Origin of the sequence: Streptomyces sp. NPDC050703, assembly GCF_040654435.1 — a bacterium.
Lineage (GTDB): Bacteria > Actinomycetota > Actinomycetes > Streptomycetales > Streptomycetaceae > Streptomyces.
Window position 1 is genome coordinate 1 of the sequence record NZ_JBFAHX010000044.1, and the last position, 22,675, is coordinate 22,675.

Sequence of the window (22,675 nt, forward strand, 5' to 3'; positions counted from 1 at the left end):
GGGCCTTCGTGGAAGCGGCCGAGGCGGATCTTCGGGCCTTGAAGGTCGGCGAGGATGCCGACGCTGCGGCCGCTCTCTTCGGAGGCCAGCGCGTGGCCCACCCCCACGGGGCACGGCGACCGCTCCGCCGTGCGGGCGCCCTCCCCGCCGCGTGTCTATCGTGTGCGCATGGTGACCAAGACATACGCGGCACTCCTGCGCGGCATCAACGTGAGCGGCCACAAGAAGGTGCCGATGGCCGAGCTGCGCACGCTCATCGAGGGGCTCGGGCACGGCGGAGTACGGACGTACCTGCAGAGCGGCAACGCCGTGTTCACGGCGGCCGGGGACGACGAGGACTCGCTCGCCGCCGGGCTGCGGACGGCCGTCGAGGAGCACTTCGGCTTCGCCGCGGACGTCCTGGTGCGCGACGGCGCCTATCTGCGGGCGGTGGCCGACGCCTGCCCCTTCCCGGCCGCCGGACTGGCGCCCAAGCAGCTCCACGTCACCTACTTCTCCGCGCCGGTCGACGCGGACAGGTTCGCCGCCGTCGACCGGCCGGCGTACGCGCCCGAGGACTTCGGGCTCGGCGACCGCGCCCTCTATCTCTACGCGCCCGACGGCCTCGGCCGCTCCAGGCTCGCCGAGCGGCTCGCGAGACCCGGCGTGACGAGGGGCCTCGTCGCCACCACCCGCAACTGGAACACCGTCACCCGGCTCGTGGAGATGACCCGTGACTGAGCGCAACCCCGCCGTCGACGCCGCCATCGACGGCGAACTGCACCTCCTCGACCCCGAGGTACGCGCGTCGCCCGAGCTGTTCGGGGCCCTGCTGCACCCGGAGTTCACCGAGATCGGGGCGTCGGGGAAGCGCTGGGACCGGGCGTCGATCGTGGGCGTCCTCACGGCCCGTCCCGATCCGGGCACCAGCCCCACCACCACGTCCGGCATGCGGGGCGTACAGCTCGCCGACGACCTGGTGCACCTGACCTTCGACACGGACCGCAACGGCCACAGGGCCCACCGCAGCTCGCTGTGGCGGCGCACGGACGACGGCTGGCGGCTCTGGTTCCACCAGGGGACGCCCTTCGACTCCGCTCAGAGCGGCTGACGCGAGGTGAGGAGCAGGGTGGTCCTGCCGTTGTCCTCGGTGACCTCGCGGCCCTGGGTGTAGCCGAGGCGCTTGAGGACGGCGAGCGAGGCGGTGTTCTCCGCGTCCACGGTCGCGTGCACCTCGGCGAGCCCCAGCGTCTCGTGGCCGTACGAGGTGAGCAGCCGCGCCAGTTCGGTGCCGAGCCCGAGGCCCCAGCTCTCCCTGGTCAGGCCGTACACGATCTCGTGGCCGTCGAGCCAGCTCTCGGGGGAGGGCTTGATCTCGGCGTGGCCGACGTAGCGGCCCTCGTACCGCACGGCCCAGACCGGGAAGCGCTCCTCGGCGTAGACGAGGCTGAATATCCGGCCGAAGAGCGCGCGGTCCTCGGCGGCGCTCTGCACGCCCTCACCGAACCAGCGGCCCACCGCCTCGTCCTGGAACAGCGCCACGAAGTGCGTCTCGTCGGAGGCGACGTAGGCGGTGAGCGTCAGGCGTTCGGACCGCAGTTCGGGTGTCATCCGCGAGACGCTAGGGGGCCCGGGTCCGGGGAGCAAGGGATTTCGACCGGCCACGGCGGGCCGTTTCCGGTCGGCCCGCGGGCCCGCTAGCCCGACGCGCGCGGCAGGCCGATGGGGTTGGGGAAGGGGAGGATGCCGGAGTCGAGGACGGAGCGGGCGGCCGGGAGCAGGGCGGCCAGCAGGGCGTCCGTCGTCGTCCTCGTGAGGGGACGCAGGAGGTGCCCCGAGAGGCGGTCCGTGTCGTCCTCCACCTGCTCGCGCTCCGTGAGCCCGCGGTCGGTGACCCGGCCCGAGCCGTCGATCAGGCCCCGGCCCCGCAGCCGGTCCACGGAGGCCGCCCACTCCTCCTCGGACCAGCCCCTGGCCTGCCGGATGCCGCCCGCGTCCACCCGGCCGGTGACGGCGGCGAGCGCCAGCGCCTCGCGGGCGTCCAGGCCGTGGTCGGCGAGGACCGCCACATGGGCGTCGCCGCGGAACTCCCGTACGCAGGTCGCCAGTTGCCAGAGCTCCTCGACCGGGTCGGCGCGGTCGGCGAGGGCGCGGTTGGCGGCGAACAGGGGGCGGGCGAGCGGCGGCGCGTCCGCGACGGCGGCGGCCAGGGGCGCGTTGACCGTGGCCGCCAGCCTCTCGACGTCGGGCACGAGGTGCCGCAGCGCCCGCGCCGCGTGCCGGGCCCGCTCCTCGACGACGCGGTCCGGCGACACGTACTCCCAGGCCGACGGCAGGGCACGCTCGACCATGCCGGGCGCGAAGACCCCGAGGGCCGCGGCGGCGACGCCGGGCCCCACCCGGCCCATCGGGGCGGTGCGGCCGGCGAAGTACCCCATCCAGAAGCCCTTGAGACCCACGGCGCGGCCGAGGCCGCGGCAGTGCTCCTCGAAGTAGATCACCGCGTGCAGGGGTTCGGTCCGCAGCCACAGCGTGCGGGATCGGCTCGGGGTCATGAATCCACAAGCTAGGCCAGTGCGGGTGTCCGCGCCAGAGGAGCCGCCGGGCCGGTGCCGGAAAGATGCGCCTCGTCATAGCGCCGCACGAGCAGCCGGGCCACCGTCGGCGCGGGGCCGAGGACGTCCGCGAGGACGTCCGCGTCCGCGGCGCCGCGCGCGATGCGGTCCGGCAGGAAACCGGGGGCGATGACGTACGGGGCGACGGCCACCCGCCGCACCCCCGGCTCGGCCCGCAGCGCGCGCACGGCGTCCTCCGTGCGCGGCAGGGGAGCGGAGGCGAACGCAGGCCGCACGGCGCACCAACCGGTGTGCCGCCACTCCCGCGCGATGTCAGCGATCACTGCGATCGCCTCCGGGTCGGAGGACCCCGCCGAGGCCAGCACGACCCCGGTCGAGGACTTGTCGGCGGGGTCGAGCCCCGCCTCGTGGAGTCGCAGCTCCAGTGCGGCCATCAGCAGCGGGGACGGGCCGAGGACCGCCGCCGTGCGGATGCGCAGGCAGGCCGGGGCCCCGCGCAGGACGGCCGGGATGTCGGCCTTGGCGTGGAAGGCGCGCGTCAGCAGCAGCGGGAGCGCCACGACGTCGCGCACGCCCTCGGCCGCCAGGCGTTCCAGGACGCGGGGGACCGTGGCCGCGTCGAAGTCGAGGAACGCCGTCTCCACCCGTAGCCCCGGGCGCAGCGACCGCACCCGGCGCACCAGCGCGTGGACGGTTTCGGCGTGCCGCGGGTCGCGGCTGCCGTGGGCGATGACGAGCAGCACGGGCCGGTGCATGTCAGCTCTTCACCAGGAGGCCGCGACCGCGCAGGACCCGCCGCTCAAGGGGACTGAAGATGAGCAGGTCGATGGCGATGCCGACGATGAGGATGAGCAGGATGGCCAGGAAGATCATGGGCATCGAGCTGGCGTTGCGGCCGTTCTCCAGGAGCTGGCCGAGGCCGACGCCGAGCTCGGGCGACGACGCGATGATCTCGGCGGCCATCAGCGAACGCCAGGAGAACGCCCAGCCCTGCTTGAGGCCCGCGAGATAGCCGGGCAGCGCGGCGGGGAGCACGATGTGCCAGGTGTGCCGCAGTCCCTTCGCGCCGAGCGTGCGGCCCGCGCGCAGGAACAGCGGGGGCACCTGGTCGACGCCGGAGACCAGGCCGTTGGCGATCGAGGGGACGGCGCCGAGCAGGATGACCGCGTACATCATGCTGTTCTCCAGGCCCAGCCAGAGCACGGCGGGCGGCACCCACGCCACCGAGGGCAGCGACTGGAGGCCGGAGAGGATCGGGCCGATGGCCGCCCTGACGAACCGCACCCTGGCCACGATCAGACCGAGCGGTGTGCCGATCACGAGGGCGAGCAGGAAGCCGAGGAGACCGCGCGAGACGGACGTCCAGATGTAGTCGAGGAGCGTGCCCCGGAGCCAGGCCGCGTGGACCTCGTCCCAGACCGCGGAGGGCGCGGGCAGCTTGCTCGGGTCGTCCACGATCTCGAAGGAGACCAGCGCCTGCCAGACCACCAGGACGAGCAGGACCGCGGAGAGCGGCGGCAGCACCTTCTGTACGAGGACCTGGCGCACCGGGGTGCGGGCCGGGCCCGCCTGGGACTCCAGGGCGTCGAGCCCCGCCTCAAGACCCGCGAGGTCCTGGCCGTCGCCGGCGGTCTTGGTGACGCCGGTCGTCTTGGCGAGGCCGGTCGTCTCAGTGCTGGCCATGGCGGCGGATCTCCCCACGCAGTTGTTCGGTGATCTCCAGCGAGAGTTCCGCCACGGCGGAGTCCTCGATGCGGCGCGGGTGGGGGATGTCGACCCGCCACTCGTGCGCCACCCGGCCGGGGCGCGACGAGAGGAGCACGACGCGCTGGGCGAGGCGCACGGCCTCGCGGACGTTGTGCGTGACGAAGAGGACGGAGACGTTCGTCTCGCGCCAGACACGGGTCAGCTCGTCGTGCAGCACGTCGCGCGTGATGGCGTCGAGGGCGGCGAACGGCTCGTCCATGAGCAGCAGCCGGCTGTCCTGGGCGAGCGCGCGGGCCAGGGCCACGCGCTGGCGCATGCCGCCGGACAGCTCGTGCACCCGCTTGCCGTACGCCCCCTGCAGGCGGACGAGTTCGAGCAGTTCGTCGGCGCGCGGGCGGCGCTCCGCCTTCGGAACGCCGCGCAGCTTCAGGGCCAGCTCGATGTTCTTGCCCGCGGTCAGCCACGGGAAGAGGGCGTGCTCCTGGAACATCAGGGCCGGGCGGCCGTCGGTCGTGATGGCCCCTGCCGAGGGCCTGTCGAGCCCGGCCACGAGGTTGAGCAGCGTCGACTTGCCGCAGCCCGAGGCGCCGAGCAGGGTCACGAACTCGCCGGGCGCGACATCGAGGGTGATGTCGTCGAGGACGAGCTGGGGCCCCGCGGGCCCGTCGAACCGCTTGGAGACGTGCTCGATGCGGGCGGCGTGGGTGGCCGCGGTGCGGGTGTCATCCGCGGCCGTGGCGAGGGTGGTCGCCATGGTCGTCACCTCCAGGGAATCGAGGGAACCGGTCGTCTTCGGTGCTTACTCGACGCCGAGGCCGGCGTCGTCGACCGGGGACTCACCCGCGGCCTTGAGGACCTTGTTCAGCGGACCGAGGTCGTAGATGCCCTTGAGGTCGGGCTTCTCCAGGAGCCCCGCGTCGACCGCGTGGTCCGCCTCGGCGTCGAGCGTGGCGGCCAGCGGGTCGTCGGTGGCCCGGATGGACTTCCAGGCCGGGTCGAGCACCTCGGGGGGCAGCGCCTTGCCGGAGTCCGCCTTGAGCTGGGCGTTGGCGGCGGCCTTGGCCTTGGCCGGGTTCTCCTGGATGAAGGCGTTGGTCTTCACCGAGCCGCGCAGGACGGCTTCGACGACCTTCGGGTGCTTCTCCAGGAACTCCTGCCGCACGATGATGTTCGTGATCACGAACTTCTTGTCCGGCCACAGGTCGGCCTCGTCGACGAGGACCTTGCCGCCCTCGGCGACCAGCTTGGAGGCGGTCGGCTCGGGCACCCAGGCGCCGTCGATCGAGCCCGACTTGTAGGCATCCGGGGTGATCTTGTTGTCCGTACGGACCACGGAGACGTCGCCCTTGCCGCTCTGCGCGTCGACCTTCCAGCCCTTCTCCGCGATCCAGTGGAGGAAGGCCACGTCCTGGGTGTTGCCGAGCTGCGGCGTCGCGATCTTCTTGCCCCTGACGTCACTCTCGGTCTTGATCTTCTCGGGGTTCACCACGAGCTTCACGCCGCCGGATGCGGAGCCGCCGATGATGCGCAGGTTCTCGCCCCGCGACTTGGTGTAGCCGTTGATGGCCGGCGAGGGGCCGATCCAGCCGATGTCGATCGAGCCCGCGTTCAGCGCCTCGATCTCCGAGGGACCGGCGTTGAACTGGGAGTACTTCGCCTCGGTGCCGCCCAGCTCCTTCTGGAGGACGCCTTCGCGGTTGCCGACGAGTGCGGTGGCGTGGGTGAGGTTCGGGAAGTACCCGATCCGCACGCTGTCCAGTCCTTCGATCTTCTTCGCGCCCGCGGCTATCTTCGCCGGGCCGCCCCCCTCGTCCGTCTGCGAGCCGTAGCCGCAGGCGGTCAGGGCGAGGGCGAGCAGGGGCAGGGCGGCGAGGGCGGCGCGGGTGCGGTGGCCCGTGGCGCGGCGGTGTCCTGCGGCGTGGGGGATGGGGCGGGCTGGCACGGGAGGGGTTCCTCTCGTCGGCCCGGCGCTCACGCCGTCAGGGCGCGGCCGGGGATCTCGGCGGTATCTGTCTTCGCAGGGCGGTGCGGTGGGCGCGCGAGCGGTGCGCGTACGTCATCGCGCACATCGGGCCACGCCCCCCTGGCCTCCCCCGAACTCCGTTCGGGGGGACCCTCCGCCGGGGGCGCCGCTGCCGATGCGGCCGCCCTCCTTCGCGAACGTCGCGAACACGTCGACGTGAGGCATGGTCAGAAGTCCCAGCCCTCGTCGTCCGCCGGGTCCGCGGCGGACACCCCGGCCCCGGTGGAGTCGGGCGCGGCGAAGGCGGTGCCCGCCATGCCGGCCGCGAGCGTCGTGCCGTCCGCGGGGTCGATCAGCAGGAACGATCCGGTGCGCCGCGAGTCCGCGTACGCGTCGAGCGCGAGCGGCTCGGCGGTGCGCACCAGGACGCGCCCGATGTCGTTGGCGACCAGTCGGCCGGGGTCCGGGTGCTGGGAGAGGTCGTCGAGGGTGAGCCGGGAGGGGATCTCCTTGACGATCGCCTTGACCGTGCGGGTGGTGTGCTTGAGCAGCACCCGCTGGCCGACGCTCAGCGGCGCGTCCGCGACGTGGCAGACGGTGGCCCCGATGTCCTGCGTGGACGGCGGCACGTCCGCGCTCGGCACGATCAGGTCGCCGCGCGCGATGTCGATGTCGTCCTCCAGGAGCAGCGTGATGGACTGCGGCGTCCACGCCACGTCCACCGGCTTGCCGAGCAGGTCGATCCCGGCGATCTTCGAGCTGCGGCCCGACGGCAGGACCGTCACCGACTCGCCCACGCGGAAGGTGCCGGCCGCGATCTGGCCCGCGTAGCCGCGGTAGTCGGGGTGCTCGGCGGTCTGCGGGCGGATCACGTACTGCACGGGGAGCCGGGCGTGGCAGCTCGCCAGGTCGTGGCTGACCGGGACCGTCTCCAGGTGTTCGAGGACGGTCGGGCCGCCGTACCAGTCCATGTGGGAGGACGGCTCGACGACATTGTCACCGGCCAGCGCGGAGATCGGGATGGCGGTGATTTCCGGGACGCCCAGCTCTCCGGCGTACGCGGTGAACTCCTCGGCGATCCGGGCGAAGACCTTCTCGTCGTAGGCGACCAGGTCCATCTTGTTCACGGCGAGCACGACGTGCGGGACGCGCAGGAGCGCGGCGACCGCGGCGTGCCTGCGGGTCTGCTCGATGACGCCGTTGCGGGCGTCGACGAGGACCACGGCGAGGTCGGCCGTCGAGGCGCCGGTGACCATGTTCCGCGTGTACTGCACGTGCCCCGGGGTGTCGGCGAGGATGAAACGGCGCCTGGGGGTCGCGAAGTAGCGGTAGGCCACGTCGATGGTGATGCCCTGCTCGCGCTCGGCGCGCAGGCCGTCGGTGAGCAGCGCCAGGTCGGGGGCGTCGGCCCCGCGGCTGGCCGAGGCGCGCTCGACGGCTTCGAGCTGGTCGGTGAGGACCGACTTGGAGTCGTGCAGGAGCCGGCCCACCAGGGTGGACTTGCCGTCGTCGACGGAACCGGCGGTGGCGAACCGCAGCAGGGTCGTGGCCGACAGGTCGGCGAACTGCTCGGTCACGGCGGTGGTGTTGCCCATGGTTAGAAGTACCCCTCGCGCTTGCGGTCTTCCATCGCGGCCTCGGAGAGCTTGTCGTCGGCCCGTGTCGCCCCGCGCTCGGTGAGGCGGGACGCGGCGATCTCGGCGATGACGGCGTCCAGCGTCGTCGCGTCGGAGTCGACGGCGCCGGTGCAGGACATGTCGCCGACCGTGCGGTAGCGCACCAGCCTCTTCTGGACGGTCTCGCCGTCCTTCGGGCCGCCCCAGTCGCCCGCGGTCAGCCACATGCCGGACCGCGCGAAGACCTCGCGTTCGTGCGCGAAGTAGATCTGCGGCAGCTCGATGTCCTCGCGGGCGATGTACTGCCAGACGTCCAGCTCGGTCCAGTTGGAGAGCGGGAAGACGCGCACGTGCTCGCCGGGGGCGTGCCGGCCGTTGTAGAGCTGCCACAGCTCGGGGCGCTGGCGGCGCGGGTCCCACTGCGAGAACTCGTCGCGCAGCGAGAACACCCGCTCCTTGGCGCGCGCCTTCTCCTCGTCGCGGCGCCCGCCGCCGAAGACCGCGTCGAACCGCTCGCTCTGGATCTTCTCGGTGAGCGGCACGGTCTGGAGCGGGTTGCGGGTGCCGTCGGGGCGCTCGCGCAGCTTGCCCGCGTCGATGTACTCCTGCACGGAGGCGACGTGCAGCCGCAGCCCGTGCTCGGCCACCACACGGTCGCGGTACTCGATGACCTCGGGGAAGTTGTGCCCGGTGTCCACGTGCAGCAGCGAGAAGGGGACGGCGGCGGGCGCGAACGCCTTCAGCGCGAGGTGCAGCATCAGGATCGAGTCCTTGCCGCCGGAGAAGAGGATCACCGGCCGCTCGAACTCGCCCGCCACCTCGCGGAAGATGTGCACCGCCTCGGACTCCAGGGCGTCCAGGTGGCTGAGCGCGTAGGGGCTGTCGGTGCCCTCGTCGGTCACGGTGGCCACGGTGGTCATGCCAGACCCCTTTCGGTGAGCAGAGCGTGCAGGGCCGCGGCGGACTCCCGCACCGTCTGGTCCTGCGACTCGATGCGCAGGTCGGGCGATTCGGGCTCCTCGTAGGGGTCGTCGACCCCGGTGAGCCCGGAGATCTCGCCCGCGGCCTGCTTGGCGTACAGGCCCTTCACATCGCGTACGGAGCAGACGTCGACCGGCGTCGCGACGTGCACCTCGATGTACGGGGTGCCGCCCGCCTGGTGGCGCTTGCGCACCGCCTCGCGGCTGTCCGCGAACGGCGCGATGACCGGGACGAGCGTCAGGACGCCGTTGCGGGCGAGGAGTTCGGCGACGAAGCCGATGCGCTGCACGTTGGTGTGCCGGTCCTCGCGGCTGAAGCCGAGGCCCGCCGAGAGGAACTCGCGGATCTCGTCGCCGTCGAGCACCTCGACGCGGCGGCCCCGGGCGCGCAGCAGTCCCGCCAGCTCGTACGCGATGGTGGTCTTGCCGGCGCTGGGCAGGCCGGTGAGCCAGACGGTGGCTCCGGTCACGTCACTCTCCTGAATCTGCTGTCCCGCGGTCATCCGTGGATACCGCACTCGGTCTTGGCGTTGCCCGACCAGCGTCCCGCCCGCGCGTCCTCTCCCTCAAGCAGGCGGCGGGTGCAGGGCGCGCAGCCCACCGAGCCGTAGCCGTCCATCAGGAGGGGGTTGGTGAGGACGCCGTGCTCGTTCACGTACGCGTCGACGTCGTCCTGCGTCCAGCGGGCGATCGGCGAGACCTTGACCTTCCGCCGCTTCTCGTCCCAGCCGACGACCGGGGTGTTCGCGCGGGTCGGCGACTCGTCGCGGCGCAGCCCGGTCGCCCAGGCGGCGTATCCGGTCAGGCCCTCTTCGAGGGGCTGGACCTTGCGGAGCTTGCAGCACAGGTCGGGGTCGCGGCCGTGCAGCTCCGGGCCGTACTCGGCGTCCTGCTCGGCCACGGTCTGCCGGGGCGTGAGGGTGATGACGTTGACGTCCATCACGGCCTCGACGGCGTCGCGGGTGCCGATGGTCTCGGGGAAGTGGTAGCCGGTGTCGAGGAAGACGACGTCCACGCCGGGCATGGCCCGTGAGGCGAGGTGGGCGACGACGGCGTCCTCCATGGAGGAGGTCACGCAGAACCGGGGCCCGAAGGTCTCGGCGGCCCAGGTCAGGATCTCCAGGGCGGAGGCGTCCTCCAGGTCGCGTCCGGCCTGCTCGGCGAGCGCCTTCAGCTCGTCGTCCGTACGGGCCGCGTGGGCCTGAGCGGTCGTCATATCTGTTCCCCTCCGCCGTCGGTGCGCTGGACGCCCCGGGCGAGCAGCCCGAGGAACTTCAGCTGGAAGGCCCGGTTGCAGGCCCCGCACTCCCACGCGCCGTGTCCCGTCTCGTTCGGGCGCAGGTCCTCGTCGCCGCAGTAGGGGCAGTGGAAGGGAGCCGCGCGCTCGCTCACGTGAGGGCCTCCTCGCCGGCGCGGGCGGCCCACGTGGCGAACCGCTCGCCGTCCTCGCGCTCGGCCTGGAAGCGCTTGAGGAGCCGCTCCACGTAGTCGGGCAGCTCGTCGGCGGTGACCTTCAGGCCGCGGACCTTGCGGCCGAACCCGGCGTCGAGCCCGAGGGCGCCGCCCAGGTGCACCTGGTAGCCCTCGACCTGGTTGCCGTCGTCGTCCAGGACCAGCTGGCCCTTGAGGCCGATGTCGGCGACCTGGATGCGGGCGCAGGCGTTCGGGCAGCCGTTGAGGTTGATGGTGATCGGCTCGTCGAACTCCGGGACGCGGCGCTCCAGTTCGTCGATGAGCGAGGCGCCGCGCGCCTTGGTCTCGACGATGGCGAGCTTGCAGAACTCGATGCCGGTGCAGGCCATGGTGCCGCGCCGGAACGGCGAGGCGTTGACCCGCAGGTCGAGGGCTTCGAGCGCGGTGACGAGCGAGTCCACCTGCTCCTGCTCGACGTCGAGCACGATCATCTTCTGCTCGGCGGTGGTGCGCAGGCGGCCGGAGCCGTGGGCCTCGGCGACGTCGGCGATCTTCGTGAGGGTGGCGCCGTCCACGCGTCCGACGCGCGGGGCGAAGCCCACGTAGAAGCGGCCGTCCTTCTGCCGGTGCACGCCGAGGTGGTCGCGCCAGACGCCCGCGGGCTGCTCGGGCGCGGGTCCGTCGGCGAGCTTCCGCTTCAGGTACTCGTCCTCAAGGACCTGGCGGAACTTCTCCGGGCCCCAGTCGGCGACGAGGAACTTCAGGCGGGCGCGGTTCCTGAGCCTGCGGTAGCCGTAGTCGCGGAAGATGCCGATGACACCGGCGAACACGTCCGGTACGTCGTCGAGGGCCACCCAGGCGCCCAGGCGCACGCCGAGCTTCGGGTTGGTGGAGAGGCCGCCGCCGACCCAGAGGTCGAAGCCGGGGCCGTGCTCGGGGTGGTGGACGCCGACGAAGGCGACGTCGTTGATCTCGTGCGCCACGTCGAGCTGCGGGGAGCCGGAGATCGCCGTCTTGAACTTGCGCGGCAGGTTGGAGAACTCGGGGTTGCCGATGAAGCGGCGCTGGATCTCGTCGATGGCGGGGGAGCCGTCGATGATCTCGTTCTCGGCGACGCCCGCCACGGGGGAGCCGAGGATGACGCGCGGGGTGTCGCCGCAGGCCTCGGTCGTCTGGAGCCCCACGGCTTCGAGCCGCCGCCAGATCTCGGGCACGTCCTCGATGCGAATCCAGTGGTACTGGACGTTCTGCCGGTCGGTGAGGTCGGCGGTGCCGCGCGCGAACTCCTCGGAGATCTCGCCGATGACGCGCAGCTGCTCGGTGGTCAGCCGCCCGCCGTCCACGCGGACGCGCAGCATGAAGTACTCGTCGTCCAGCTCCTCCGGGGCGAGGACCGCGGTCTTGCCGCCGTCGATCCCGGGCTTGCGCTGGGTGTAGAGGCCCCACCAACGCATGCGCCCGCGCAGGTCGTTCGGGTCGATGGAGTCGAAGCCGCGCTTCGCGTAGACCGTCTCAATGCGTGTCCGCACATTGAGACCGTCGTCGTCCTTCTTGAACTGCTCGTTCCCATTGAGCGGCGTGAAGTGGCCCACGGCCCACTGGCCCTCGCCGCGGTGACGGCTCGCCTTGCGGCGGGGCGTGGCTGGGGCGGGCTTCTCTGGCGTGGCGGGCATGGAAATATCGTCCTTCGGGCAGCGGGAATGCGGCTCTGACCTGCGGAAATCGGCACATGCGAAAAGTGCGCGCGGCGCTGCGCAGGGAGAAAGTCAGGGAAGACCGGCGATCGGAAGTGCGGCGGTGCTGAGTCGATCAGCAGGCCGGACACATGGCGCTGGACATGCGGCCGAGGTCGACGTGACGTCGACTCACCAAGGCAGTTCCAGTGCGATCCATGACGGAAGCGTGTCACGGGACTTTCGGCCCAGTCCAGCATTATCCAGAATGTGGACACCCTTGTCCCGTATCGTGGACAAGGGTGTCGTCGGTCACATGCGAGCCGGCTGGTTCAGTCCCGCGCGGCCCCGGGCCACGGCCCCGGATTCGGCACGTCCGGCTCCTCTTCGACCTTGGTGTCGAACAGGCGGAACCCGCGCCGCAGGTAGTTGTCCATGGCGTGCTCGCCGTCCTTGGAGCACGTGTGCAGCCAGACCCGCTCGGTCGGCGCGAGCCCCGGCCACCGCTCCGCCAGGTCCCAGGCGCGCGCCACCCCCACGGAGAGCAGGTGGCCGCCGATCCCGCGGCCCCGGAAGGCGGGGAGGAGACCGAAGTAGACGATCTCGACGACGCCCTCCGGCCCGTCACCGCTCTCGCCGCGCGCCGCCAGCTCGACGTACCCGGCGGGAGTGCCCCTGTCGTACGCCACCCACGTCTCCACCCCGGGCCGGCCGAGCAGCTTCTCCCACTCGGCGTAGGTCAGGGGCAGCCGGTCCGTCCAGCGGATGTCCCCGCCGACGGAGGCGTACAGGAAGCGGCTGAACTCGGGCGAGGGCACTTCCGCGCGCACGACGCGCACGTCGCCCTCGGGTGCGGCGGCGGGCAGCAGGTCGCGCGGGGAGGTCTGCTCCAGCGACCAGGTGGTGACAGTGAGACTCATGGGGCCCAGCGAATCACGGGTGCTCACGGACCCGCCACGCCGCGTGCCCGGCGCACGGCGGGCGCGGTCGAGTGCGGCAGGAGGGCGGCCGGGTCGTCCGGCAGGACCACATCGACCCGGACGTCCTCGGAGAAGCGGTAGGGGCGGTGTTCCAGGAGCGCGCCCAGATACCGGCGGACGCGCGAGAGCTCGGCGCGGACCGTCACCGTGCGGGCGGGGTCGCCGAAGATGTCGCGGGCCAGGTCCGCGGCGCTGCGGCCCTTGGGGTGCGTGGACAGGACGTACAGCAGTTCGGCGTGCCGGGGGCTCAGTTCGTGCGTCCAGTCGCGGACGCCGCCGAGCGCCGAGACCGTCCAGCGGCGGGCCCCGCTGACGTCCAGGACGAGCCGGGCGGCCACCGGCGGCTCCGGCTCGCCCCCCGGGACCTCCGGGCGCAGCAGCCAGCCGCCGGGCAGCGGCTCCACCCGGCACACGCCCAGCGAGGGCAGCCAGGAACGCCCCGCCATCAGCGACTTGGGCAGGGCCAGGCGGTCCTCGGGCGGCATCCCCGTGACGGCGGCGGTCCAGCCGTGCACGTCCACCGCGAGCGCCCGCCCCCCGAGGCGGGCCAGGAGGGGGGCCGCCACCGCCCGCAGCCGGTTCAGCGACCTCTCGTGGCCCTCCCGCAGCCGCGCCTCCGCGAGCTTGGCGACCGAGTCGACCAGGGCGAGCGTCGCCGGGTGCATGGTCCGCAGCGGGCCGCTCACGTCGACCACGCCGAGCAGCCTGCCGTCGCGCGGATCGGTCACCGGGGCCCCGGTGCACGTCCACGCGTGCTGGCTGCGCACGAAGTGCTCCGCGGAGAACACCTGCACGGGCCGCCGCACCACCAGCGGGGTGCCGACGCCGTTGGTGCCCATGACGTCCTCGCTCCAGTCCGCGCCGGGAGCGAAGCCGAGCGCGTCCGCGCGGCGGAGCACGGCCGCGTTGCCCTCGCGCCACAGGACCCGCCCGTCCGCGTCACTGACCACCATGATGTGCTGCGCGGCGTCCGCCACGGACACCAGGGCGTGCCGCATCACCGGCAGCACCTCCGCCAGTGGCGAGGCCCGCCTGCGCTGCTCCAGCTGCTCCTCGCCCAGCGGACTCGACTGGAGTCCGCGGTCGGGGTCGATGCCGCCGCTCATCATGCGCACCCAGGACTCGCCGATCACGGGCCGCGGCAGGACGAGTGGACGCCGTCCGGAGAGCGTGGCGTCGCGCACGCCCATCAGGAGCCGCTCGGCGTGCCGGCGGTCCATGGCGGAGATGCGAGCGAGGTCGATCGTCGAGAGGGCGTTCATCACCACGGAGTCCCTTCGTACCGGACCGGCGTGCCGGGGCATCTCCTCATCGTGCCCGTGATCACGCCGCCACGTGGTGGTTCGACGATGAATCAACCTCCGGTACCGCGGCGCGTTGCAACCTCCTGCAACCCTGGCGCGGCCCCGGCCGCCGGACGAGTCTGTACGCAACGCCGCCCGTGCGGTGTTCACGCTCCCTATGGGGCCTGAAGTGCGGGGGTGGTGCCGTGTCGGCGCAGCACCACCCCCGTGTCAGTCCGCGCTACGGGCGGGCCGCGGCCCGCTCCACCACGGATGCCAGGTCCAGGGTGTGCGGCAGCGTGCCGAAGGCCGCGCCCCAGTCGCCGCCGAGCCGCGAGGCGCAGAACGCGTCGGCGACCTCGGCGGGCGCGTACCTCACGAGCAGCGATCCCTGGAGCACCAGCGCCATGCGCTCCACCAGGCGCCGGGCCCGCGCCTCCGCGCCCGTCAGGTCGGCGAGTTCCGTCAGCAGGTCCTTGATCGCGCCGTCCAGGCGGTGGTCGGCGCCGCGCGCCGCCCCGACCTCCGTCAGGAACGCGTTCAGCGCCGACGGCTCGCGCTGCAACGCCCGCAGCACGTCGAGTGCCTGGACGTTGCCCGAGCCCTCCCAGATGGAGTTCAGGGGCGCCTCGCGCAGCAGCCGGGGCATGCCCGACTCCTCGACGTAGCCGTTGCCGCCCAGGCACTCCAGGGCCTCGCCCACCATCGGCGTACACCGCTTGGTCACCCAGTACTTCGCCGCGGGCACCGCGAGGCGCAGGAACGCCCGCTCCTGCTCGCCCCCGTCGTCGTACGCGGCGGCCAGGCGCATCGCCAGCGTCGTCGCCGCCTCCGACTCCAGGGCCAGATCGGCCAGGACGTTGCGCATCAGCGGCTTGTCGACGAGCCTGCCGCCGAACGCCTCCCGGTACGTGGCGTGGTGCACCGCCTGCACGACGGCCTGCCGCATCAGGGCCGACGAGCCGATCACGCAGTCGAGCCGGGTCGCCGCGACCATCTCGATGATGGTGCGCACCCCGCGCCCCTCCTCGCCGACCCGGCGCGCCCACGTCCCGTCGAACTCGACCTCGCCGGAGGCGTTGGACCTGTTGCCCAGTTTGTCCTTCAGCCGCTGGATCGCGAAGACGTTGCGCGTGCCGTCCTGGAGGACGCGCGGCACGAGGAAGCAGGTCAGCCCCTGCTCGGCCTGGGCGAGCACCAGGAAGCCGTCGGACATCGGGGCCGAGCAGAACCACTTGTGGCCCGTCAGCTCGTACGTGCCGTCCTCGGCCAGGGCACGCGCGCGTGTCGTATTGGCCCTGACGTCGCTTCCGCCCTGTTTCTCCGTCATGCCCATCCCGAAGACGGCCCCCGCCTTCTGCGCCGCGGGCCGCAGGCCCTGGTCGTAGACGGTCGACGTCAGGCGCGGCTCCCACTCGGCGGCGAGCGCCGGGTCGGCGCGGAGCGCGGGCACCGCCGCGTGCGTCATGGAGACCGGGCAGCCGTGCCCGCTCTCGGTCTGCGACCAGACCAGGAACCCGGCGGCCCTGCGCACATGCCCGCCGGGCCGCGCCCAGGCGGCGGTCAGGCCCGCGCCGACGGCCTTGCCGAGCAGGCGGTGCCAGGACGGGTGGAAGTCGACCTCGTCGATCCGGTGGCCGTACCGGTCGTGCGTGCGGAGCACCGGAGGGTTCTCGTTGGCCAGCGCCCCCCACTCCTGCGCCTGGGCCGAACCCGCGCTGCGGCCGAGCAGCGACAGCTCGTCGCGGGCCGTGTCGATGAGCGCCGGGTCCAGATGCCGCTCCACGCCCTCCACGAGGGCCCGGTCCGACGCGAATACGTCATATCCCACCAGGGGCGGAGCCTGGTTGGTCACTGTGTGGGTGGTGGCTGCCATGCCGCTACGGTAAGGAGGTGCACCAGGCAAAAGAAACACCCGGGCGGCCCGCGGGGCGCTGGCACCGGGCCCGCGCTCTGTATCGCAACGTCTCCAAGCGCAGGACCGCCTGGCTGCTGCTCAAGGACACCGTCAACTCGTGCATCGAGTACCGCATCCTGGGGCTCGCGGCCGAGGCGGCGTTCTTCACGCTGCTCTCCGTGCCGCCGCTGCTCCTGAGCCTCATCGGGCTGCTCGCCTACGTCGACGGGTGGACGGGCGCGAACACCATCGCCAGCGTCCAGAACAACATCCTTGAGGCGTCGCGTACGGTCCTGTCCGACCGGGGGGTCAAACAGATCGCCCAGCCGATACTGGACGACGTCCTCAAGATCAGCAGGCCGGACGTCATCTCCATCGGGTTCCTCTTCGCCCTCTGGTCGGGCTCGCGCGCGGTGAACGTCTTCATCGACACGATCACCGTCATGTACGGCCTGGACGGCGTGCGCGGCATCGTCAAGACCCGCATCCTCGCCTTCGGCCTGTTCATCGTGGCGCTGCTGATCGGCTCGGTCGCGCTGCCGCTGATGGTGGCGGGTCCCGACGCCGTGGTGGACCTCCTGCCCGGCTCCACGACGGTCGTGCAGATCCTCTACTGGCCGGTCGTCGTCCTGCTCTCCATCGTCTTCCTGACGACCCTCTACCACGTGTCCGTGCCGGTGCGGTCGCCGTGGGTGGAGGACATGCCGGGCGCGCTGATCGCGCTGGCGATGTGGGTGCTCGGCAGCTTCCTGCTCCGCATCTACCTCACCAGCACCGTGGAGGGGCCCACCATCTACGGCTCCCTCGCGGCACCGGTCGCCGTCCTGCTCTGGATCGGTGTGTCCGCCTTCGCGGTCCTGGTGGGCGCCGCCGTCAACGCGGCGATCGACCGGGTCTGGCCGTCCGTCGCCACGGCCGCGGCGCGCGCCGCCAACGACCGCATAAGGGAGGCCCAGGCCGCGGAGGTCGTGGCCCGCGCCGCCGCCGCGCGCGAGGCGTACGCGGACCAGGACCCGGACGACCCCGAGATGCCCTCGGAGTTCCCCGAACGCTGGTCCCGCTTCCTCCCCCCGGACGACGTGACGTCCCGCCTGCGGACGCACGCGAAGAAGAACGGCGACCAGCCTCCTCCGGAGTAGGTGCGCGGCCCACGGGGGTGCGCTGCGGGCCCCGCCCGGCTTCGCCCTCCCCGGGGCGCGCCCGAGCACCGCGCGCGGGGCGGCGTAACCTGAGGGGCGTGGCCGACCAGCACACCGCGCTCTACCACGAGCGGCCCTCCCGGCTGTCCGGCGCGGTCCTGTGGACCCGCGCCCCGGCCCCCGGCAGCGGTGGCGGTGGCGGCGCCGCCGTCCGCCCCGTGCTCCCCGACGGCTGCATGGACCTCCTGTGGAAGGAGGGCCGGCTCCTCGTCGCGGGCCCCGACACCCGCGCCTACGTCCCCGGCGCCACGGAGTCCGACGGCCGCTACACCGGCATCCGCTTCTACCCCGGTACCGCCCCCGCCCTCCTCGGCGTCCCCGCCCACGAACTGCGGGACCGGAGGGTCGACCTGAGCGACCTGTGGGGCCCCGCCGAAGTGCGGCGCCTCGCCGGGCGCGTGGAGGCCGCGCGCGACCCCGTGGCCGCGCTCGAAGCCGTCGCCGTGGAGCGCGCCGCCGGCGCGCCGCCGCCCGACCCGCTCGTCGCCGAGGTGGTCCGCTCCCTGGCCGCGGGCCTGCCGGTCGCCGGGACCGCCGCGCGGGTGGGGTTCAACGCCCGCACCCTGCACCGACGTTCCCTCGCCGCGTTCGGCTACGGGCCCAAGACGCTCGCCCGCGTGCTGCGGCTCCAGCGGGCACTGGCGCTGGCCCGCGCCGGCCTGCCGTACGCGCGCACGGCGGCCGAGGCGGGCTTCGCCGACCAGGCGCACCTCGCGCGCGACGTGCGGGAGTTGACCGGGATGACGCTCGGTGCGCTACTGGACGGGGATGTGGTCCAGTGGCGCGAAGAGGTCGACGCCGTTGCCGTCGGGGTCGAGCACGGTGGCGTACCGCTGGCCCCAGGGCGCGTCGAACGGCTTCAGCTCGCTCCCGTACCCGGCGCCCGTCAGCTCCGCGTACGAGGCGTCGACGGCCTCGGGGGAGGCGCACAGGAAGGCGAGGCCGATCCGGCCGCCGCTGCCCGGCCGCCAGTCCGGGTGGAAGGAGCGGACGGACTCCTCGGTGTCGAAGGCGACGCGCAGACCGCCGAGGACCTGCGCCTCGACGTGCGGGGCGCTCTCGGCGTCCTCGGGGAAGCGCAGGCCGAGCCTGCGGTAGAAGGCGAGGGAGGCGGCCATGTCGGAGACGACGAGGCCGATGAGGTCGAAGCGCGGGATCGGTGTGCTGTTCATGCCTCGCAGCGTAGGAAGGCATCGGGCGCGGGGTCTTGAAGGAAACGGACACGGCGCGCGGGAGAGGGCCGCCGGGTCACCCGTGCGGACGCGTCGACCGCCATGTGGGTGAGCGGCTTACGGCCATCGGTCGACGGACGTCTACGTTCCGCCCCCGCGCGACCAGCCAGAACGGGGCCGGATGGCCGAGACGTGCCCTCGCCGACTGTCAGCCTCCCCCGATCCCCGCTACGTTGGAAGGTATGGATTATCCCGGTGACAACCGGCTCGCGGCGGCTGTCGTGGCCCACCACGGCCGCGTCCTGCTCGTGCGGCGCAGTGAGACCGAGCGGTTCCACCCCCGGGTGTGGGGCGTGCCGTGCGGCAAGCTGGAGCCGGACGAGAGCCCCCGGGAGGGCGTCCTGAGGGAGCTCAAGGAGGAGACCGGGCTCCTCGGCGAAGTGATGCGCAAGGTCGGCGAATCGTCCTTCCTCAGTGTGTACCACGGCCACGAGGTGAAGAACTGGCAGGACAACTTCCTCGTCCGCCCCCTCACCCTCGACGTGACGCTCCCCCTGCCCGACCAGGCCTACCGCTGGCTCGCCCCGGCCGACTTCGACTCGGTCGACATCGACGACTACAACCGCGAGATCGTCCGCCAGGCCCTCAGCTGAACAGGCACGTCTAGCCGAGCAGTTCCGCGAGTACGGACAGCTCCGCCAGGTAGTCCCGTACGTCCAGCGGCTTCTTCCTCGCCATCGCGCCCGCGTCCGCCGCGCCCGGCCCCGTGAACACGTCCGTGTACCGGCGCCGCTCCGCCCCCGTCTCCAGGAACAGCGTGACCGTCGGGCCCGCCGAGGCGCACCACGCCCGGTGCAGGGCGTACGGCGGGAGCGCGTAGCCGCTGCCCGCCGCGTACTCCATGGTCAGCGCGAGCCGCAGCCGGGCGCCGCCCGCCGGTTCCAGGAGCCAGTCGGCCCCGTCGTCCGACAGGGACTCGCGGTAGTACGACGCCTCGACGCCGCTGCCCGCCGCCGGGTCGGCCGTCTCGTACAGCTCCATGCCGAGCGCGCCCCGCACCACGTGCGACGCGAGCGGCGAGCGGTGGTTGTGGATGTCCTCGCGGCCGTTCGGGCCGGGGTGCCAGATGTGGGCGCGCAGCATGTGCCGCGGCCCGCCGTCGATGAGGAGCAGTTTGTCGAAGCCGAGCACGTGGCGGTACGACAGGAGCGCGCAGCCCGAGGGGTCGCCCACACCGTCGGCCAGCTCCCGCACGAGGGGCAGCAGCCGTTCCTCCGAACCCAGTTCGGAGACGACCGCGCGGGCGGCCCGCACCAGGTCGTCCCCGGCGGCTTCGTCGAGTGCCTCTTCGAGGAGCCGTCTCGCGCCGTGGACGTGCCGACCACCCAATGGACTCTCCCCCTCGTCGACCGCGCACGCGAGCACGCGGAGCCGGGGGTTCAGTCACCCGGCTGATACATCCATACGGCATGTGCCCGCAGCGCGGAAAGACCTTGGTAGGTCATCCAGAGCGGGTGGGCGAGATCGTCACCGTCCCACGTCCAGATACCGTCGCTCTGCCGCCTGCGGACCGCCGCCGCGGCCCCCGCCAGCATCTCGTGCCAGGCCGCGTCCAGGCCCTCGTCGGCCGCCGTCTCCCGGGCCCCGGGCGTCAGCAGGGCCCGCATCACCCAGGCCGCCGAGAAGTGCCGTACGGCGAGCACCTCGTGCCGCGAGGCGTCGACCGGGTGCGGGCGGCGCACCGACTCGTGGCCGCTCTCCAGGTCCTCGCAGCCGTCGTGCGAGGGCCCCGGGCAGGCGAGCAGCCACCGGATGCCGTCCTGCCGCGTGGCACGGGCGTTCACGTCCTCGCCGAGCACCCGCGCGGTCCGGTCGAGGGCGACCACGGCCTGCGCGGTGTGCACGGGCGACGGCACGACGGGGCGCCCGCCGATCGGCGCGAGCCGCGCGCCCCAGCAGCGCCGGTGCTGCCGGGCCGGATCGGTGACCGCGCCGTCCACGAGCGCGTCCCGCAGCCGGGGCAGGGCGTCCGTCCCCGGCGCCGCGCGCAGCAGCCCGCGCAGCACGGTGGTCACCACGTGCGTCATCTCCAGGCCCGCGGGCTCCATCTCGTGCCGGAAGCGGTCCGCGCACTGCTCCGCCTCCACCGCGAGCCGCTGCGGGTCCGCGCCCGCCCGCGCGAGCGCGCCGAGCACCAGCGCCGTCACCTCGGGGCGCGGCACGGCGCCCTGCGAACGCGCCGCCCAGCCGCCGTCGGGAAGCCGCAGCCGCCAGAGCGTCTCGACCAGCTCGGACGCGCGCAGCCTGCCGTCGGGCACGCCGAGTTCCAGCACGGTGTGCAGTCCGTACGCCGTGCCGGTCGCGGTCGGCCGTACCGGCGCGGCCTGCTCGTCCAGCGCGTGCGGCCAGCCGGTGAGCCGGCCCCGCAGCGGATCGTCGAAGACCGTGAGCCGCGCGGCGAGCGTCTCGTACGTGGCCGCGGAGAGCCCCGGCAGCGGGCCCGCCCCGCCGCCCCGCGCGGCCGTGCCGGACCCCCGCTGCGCCGGGACCCCGTCGAGCGTCCCCGCGGCCCCGTCCCCGGCCGCCGCCCGCGCCCGCGTCAGGGCTCCGGCGAGCCAGGCGCACAGCCCGGTGCCGAGACCACTGACCAGGGCGAGCGAATACCGTGCGGTGTCGCCGTACAGGGCGTCGGGCAGCAGCCCCACCAGGGCCTGGAACACCCCGTACCCCACGGCGATCGGCCCCAGGGTGCCGAGCCACGACACGACCCTGCCCGCCGGCGGCGGCTCGGGCTCCGGCTCGGGCGACGCGGAGGGCCCGCGCACGGGTGCGGTTCGCATGCTGCTCGCTTCAGCGGTTCACGGTGTGCTTGATGAACTCCCCCCAGGCCTGGGGGTCGAGGGCCAACTGGGGCCCCTGGGGGTTCTTGGAGTCTCGTACGTGGATGGTGGCCGGGCAAGAGCAGATCTCGACGCAGTCACCCTCGCTGCCGCTGCTGTGGCTCGACTTGCGCCAGTTCTGTGCGACCTCGACGCAGTCGCCGCTGGAGCCGCTGCTGTGCGTTGACTTGCGCCAATCTTGAGCGACCTCGACGCAGTCGCCGCTGTCGTCGCCGCTGTAGGTCGACTTGCGCCAGTCGAGGGCGACTTCGATGCAGTCGTCGCCCTGCGAGCCGCTGTAGCTGCTCTTGAACCAGGCCAGTTCTTCGGTGCTCATAGCGCTCCTCGCATCTGCCGGAGCAGGCCTACGGAGTCCTCGGGGGTGAGGGCCTGCGAGCGTAGCTTGGCATATCGCTGCTGGAGCACGCTGATGTCTTTCCGGTCTGAGATCAGCAGTCCGGCCTGCTGGCCTTCGGAGTACGCGAACCACTGGTGGTCCTGGGCTTCCAGAAGCCGCAGGGGGCCGTCTAAACCGGAGTGGGTCGGCTGTCGCAGCGGCATGAGCTGCAATTCCACGTTCCAGTGCCGCTCGTTCAAGTCGAGCAGGCGGTCGATGGCCTCCCGCGCCACCTCGTGACCGCCGGTGCGCCGCTCAAGGACGGACTGCTCCAGGATGAAGCTGAACGAGGCGGCCGGTTGCCGGTCGACGCTCAGCAGCCGCTGCCGTGCGAGCCGCGCGGCCACGCGCTCCTCCATCTCCTCGGGAGTCGGCAGGGGCGGCACGCACCAGCTCACGGCCTTCGCGTACGCCTCGGTCTGCAACAGGCCGGGGACGACCCGGCACTCGTACGTATGCAGAGTGACCGCCTGCTCCTCCAGGCTCGCCCACTTGCGGAACCAGGCCGCCAGGCCCGGCTGGCGGGTCACCCTGTGCGCGGCCTTCTGGAGGATGCCGAACGCGTCGAGGGCCTCCTCGGCCCGCTCCACGAACCGCGCCGGAGGCAACCGGCGGCCCTGCTCCACCGAGGCCACGAAGTGGACGGAATACCGCACGCGCCGGGCGAACGCCTCCTGCGTGAGGTCCGCGCGTTCGCGGAAGCCTTGGAGGACCGCGCCGAAGATCCGGAGACTCTCGCACGGCCCGGGTTCGCTGCTGATGGTGTCGGCGGCCACGGCTGGTACCCCCAGGTGTCTGGTGTTCTGATGGTGAACCCCGCCAGACCGCCCATGGTCACGGACGGTGACCAGTACAGTCCAGTCCTCGTACTCGTACGCCAAGTCGGCGTACGGGTCACGTACGGACTCCACCCCTGGTCAAACGCCGCGCGCGACCGCAACCGTGGGCGCATGACAGTGCG

The 22,675-nt window shown here is 72.8% G+C and carries 25 protein-coding genes and 1 pseudogene; 5 read left to right on the top strand and 21 right to left on the bottom strand.

Annotation, left to right across the window (positions count from 1 at the left end; genetic code table 11):
* Positions 1-171 precede the first annotated feature (171 nt).
* Entirely contained in the window at positions 172-720 is a 549-nt protein-coding gene (locus tag AB0I16_RS29710) for a DUF1697 domain-containing protein (RefSeq protein ID WP_363252746.1), read from the top strand.
* A complete protein-coding gene (locus tag AB0I16_RS29715) occupies positions 713-1,090 on the top strand; it encodes a DUF4440 domain-containing protein (protein WP_363252706.1) in 378 nt (125 codons plus the stop codon). Before AB0I16_RS29710 ends, AB0I16_RS29715 begins: the two co-directional genes overlap by 8 nt.
* Here the strand turns inward: AB0I16_RS29715 and AB0I16_RS29720 are convergent.
* The 16 genes from AB0I16_RS29720 to AB0I16_RS29795 all read right to left on the bottom strand — a co-directional run bounded on the left by AB0I16_RS29720 (position 1,078) and on the right by AB0I16_RS29795 (position 16,046).
* Positions 1,078-1,590, bottom strand: a complete 513-nt coding sequence (locus AB0I16_RS29720) for a GNAT family N-acetyltransferase (protein ID WP_363252707.1) — start codon at positions 1,588-1,590, stop codon at positions 1,078-1,080. The two genes, AB0I16_RS29715 and AB0I16_RS29720, sit on opposite strands and share 13 nt — an antisense overlap.
* A gap of 86 nt (positions 1,591-1,676) precedes the next feature.
* Positions 1,677-2,534, bottom strand: a complete 858-nt coding sequence (locus AB0I16_RS29725) for a hypothetical protein (protein ID WP_363252708.1) — start codon at positions 2,532-2,534, stop codon at positions 1,677-1,679.
* Between the two features lie 11 nt (positions 2,535-2,545).
* Positions 2,546-3,310 carry a sirohydrochlorin chelatase gene (locus tag AB0I16_RS29730; RefSeq protein ID WP_363252709.1) on the bottom strand — a complete coding sequence of 255 codons (765 nt, stop codon included), beginning with the start codon at positions 3,308-3,310 and terminating at the stop codon, positions 2,546-2,548.
* 1 nt (position 3,311) lies between these two features.
* Positions 3,312-4,238 carry an ABC transporter permease gene (locus AB0I16_RS29735; protein ID WP_363252710.1) on the bottom strand — a complete coding sequence of 309 codons (927 nt, stop codon included), beginning with the start codon at positions 4,236-4,238 and terminating at the stop codon, positions 3,312-3,314.
* Positions 4,225-5,016, bottom strand: a complete 792-nt coding sequence (locus AB0I16_RS29740) for an ABC transporter ATP-binding protein (protein ID WP_363252711.1) — start codon at positions 5,014-5,016, stop codon at positions 4,225-4,227. Before AB0I16_RS29740 ends, AB0I16_RS29735 begins: the two co-directional genes overlap by 14 nt.
* Before the next feature lie 45 nt (positions 5,017-5,061).
* The gene (locus AB0I16_RS29745; protein ID WP_363252747.1) at positions 5,062-6,189 is read right to left on the bottom strand and encodes an ABC transporter substrate-binding protein; all 1,128 of its coding nucleotides are present in this window, start codon (positions 6,187-6,189) and stop codon (positions 5,062-5,064) included.
* Positions 6,190-6,452: 263 nt separating this feature from the next.
* The gene (locus tag AB0I16_RS29750; RefSeq protein ID WP_363252712.1) at positions 6,453-7,820 is read right to left on the bottom strand and encodes a GTP-binding protein; all 1,368 of its coding nucleotides are present in this window, start codon (positions 7,818-7,820) and stop codon (positions 6,453-6,455) included.
* Positions 7,821-7,822: 2 nt separating this feature from the next.
* Positions 7,823-8,761 (bottom strand): sulfate adenylyltransferase subunit CysD, encoded by a 939-nt coding sequence (gene cysD, locus AB0I16_RS29755; RefSeq protein WP_363252714.1) that lies wholly within the window; start codon positions 8,759-8,761, stop codon positions 7,823-7,825.
* The gene (gene cysC, locus AB0I16_RS29760; protein ID WP_363252715.1) at positions 8,758-9,324 is read right to left on the bottom strand and encodes an adenylyl-sulfate kinase; all 567 of its coding nucleotides are present in this window, start codon (positions 9,322-9,324) and stop codon (positions 8,758-8,760) included. The genes cysD and cysC overlap by 4 nt, the downstream gene beginning before the upstream one ends.
* A complete protein-coding gene (locus AB0I16_RS29765; protein ID WP_363252716.1) occupies positions 9,321-10,037 on the bottom strand; it encodes a phosphoadenylyl-sulfate reductase in 717 nt (238 codons plus the stop codon). Before AB0I16_RS29765 ends, cysC begins: the two co-directional genes overlap by 4 nt.
* Positions 10,034-10,213 (bottom strand): hypothetical protein, encoded by a 180-nt coding sequence (locus tag AB0I16_RS29770; RefSeq protein WP_363252717.1) that lies wholly within the window; start codon positions 10,211-10,213, stop codon positions 10,034-10,036. The genes AB0I16_RS29765 and AB0I16_RS29770 overlap by 4 nt, the downstream gene beginning before the upstream one ends.
* On the bottom strand, positions 10,210-11,907 hold the full coding sequence (locus tag AB0I16_RS29775; protein WP_363252718.1) for a nitrite/sulfite reductase: 1,698 nt from the start codon (positions 11,905-11,907) through the stop codon (positions 10,210-10,212). Before AB0I16_RS29775 ends, AB0I16_RS29770 begins: the two co-directional genes overlap by 4 nt.
* Before the next feature lie 136 nt (positions 11,908-12,043).
* Positions 12,044-12,127: a putative leader peptide gene (locus AB0I16_RS29780; RefSeq protein WP_324611535.1), complete on the bottom strand. Its 84-nt coding sequence runs from the start codon at positions 12,125-12,127 to the stop codon at positions 12,044-12,046.
* A 112-nt stretch (positions 12,128-12,239) separates the two neighbouring features.
* On the bottom strand, positions 12,240-12,827 hold the full coding sequence (locus AB0I16_RS29785) for a GNAT family N-acetyltransferase (protein WP_363252719.1): 588 nt from the start codon (positions 12,825-12,827) through the stop codon (positions 12,240-12,242).
* 23 nt (positions 12,828-12,850) lie between these two features.
* Positions 12,851-14,191 (bottom strand): GAF domain-containing protein, encoded by a 1,341-nt coding sequence (locus AB0I16_RS29790; protein WP_363252720.1) that lies wholly within the window; start codon positions 14,189-14,191, stop codon positions 12,851-12,853.
* 220 nt (positions 14,192-14,411) lie between these two features.
* Positions 14,412-16,046 (bottom strand): acyl-CoA dehydrogenase family protein, encoded by a 1,635-nt coding sequence (locus AB0I16_RS29795; RefSeq protein WP_363252721.1) that lies wholly within the window; start codon positions 16,044-16,046, stop codon positions 14,412-14,414.
* A gap of 17 nt (positions 16,047-16,063) precedes the next feature.
* Here AB0I16_RS29795 and AB0I16_RS29800 point away from each other — a divergent pair, with 17 nt between their 5' ends.
* Positions 16,064-17,206 carry a YihY/virulence factor BrkB family protein gene (locus tag AB0I16_RS29800; RefSeq protein ID WP_363252722.1) on the top strand — a complete coding sequence of 381 codons (1,143 nt, stop codon included), beginning with the start codon at positions 16,064-16,066 and terminating at the stop codon, positions 17,204-17,206.
* A gap of 98 nt (positions 17,207-17,304) precedes the next feature.
* Positions 17,305-18,027: pseudogene (locus AB0I16_RS29805) on the top strand (helix-turn-helix domain-containing protein); the annotation flags it as partial.
* Here AB0I16_RS29805 and AB0I16_RS29810 read toward each other — a convergent pair.
* Positions 18,022-18,438, bottom strand: coding sequence for a VOC family protein (locus AB0I16_RS29810; RefSeq protein WP_363252748.1), 417 nt, complete (start codon positions 18,436-18,438; stop codon positions 18,022-18,024). The pseudogene AB0I16_RS29805 and the gene AB0I16_RS29810 sit on opposite strands and share 6 nt — an antisense overlap.
* Before the next feature lie 242 nt (positions 18,439-18,680).
* Here AB0I16_RS29810 and AB0I16_RS29815 point away from each other — a divergent pair, with 242 nt between their 5' ends.
* On the top strand, positions 18,681-19,091 hold the full coding sequence (locus AB0I16_RS29815; RefSeq protein ID WP_363252723.1) for an NUDIX hydrolase: 411 nt from the start codon (positions 18,681-18,683) through the stop codon (positions 19,089-19,091).
* A gap of 10 nt (positions 19,092-19,101) precedes the next feature.
* Here AB0I16_RS29815 and AB0I16_RS29820 read toward each other — a convergent pair whose 3' ends face one another.
* Genes AB0I16_RS29820 through AB0I16_RS29835 form a run of 4 tightly spaced genes read right to left on the bottom strand, consistent with a single transcriptional unit; the run spans position 19,102 to position 22,490 of the window.
* Entirely contained in the window at positions 19,102-19,827 is a 726-nt protein-coding gene (locus AB0I16_RS29820; protein WP_363252724.1) for a hypothetical protein, read from the bottom strand.
* A 50-nt stretch (positions 19,828-19,877) separates the two neighbouring features.
* Complete coding sequence (locus AB0I16_RS29825; RefSeq protein WP_363252725.1) at positions 19,878-21,278, bottom strand: hypothetical protein; 1,401 nt, start codon at positions 21,276-21,278, stop codon at positions 19,878-19,880.
* A gap of 10 nt (positions 21,279-21,288) precedes the next feature.
* The gene (locus AB0I16_RS29830; protein ID WP_363252726.1) at positions 21,289-21,654 is read right to left on the bottom strand and encodes a DUF397 domain-containing protein; all 366 of its coding nucleotides are present in this window, start codon (positions 21,652-21,654) and stop codon (positions 21,289-21,291) included.
* Complete coding sequence (locus AB0I16_RS29835) at positions 21,651-22,490, bottom strand: helix-turn-helix transcriptional regulator (protein WP_363252727.1); 840 nt, start codon at positions 22,488-22,490, stop codon at positions 21,651-21,653. The genes AB0I16_RS29830 and AB0I16_RS29835 overlap by 4 nt, the downstream gene beginning before the upstream one ends.
* Between the last annotated feature and the right edge of the window lie 185 nt (positions 22,491-22,675).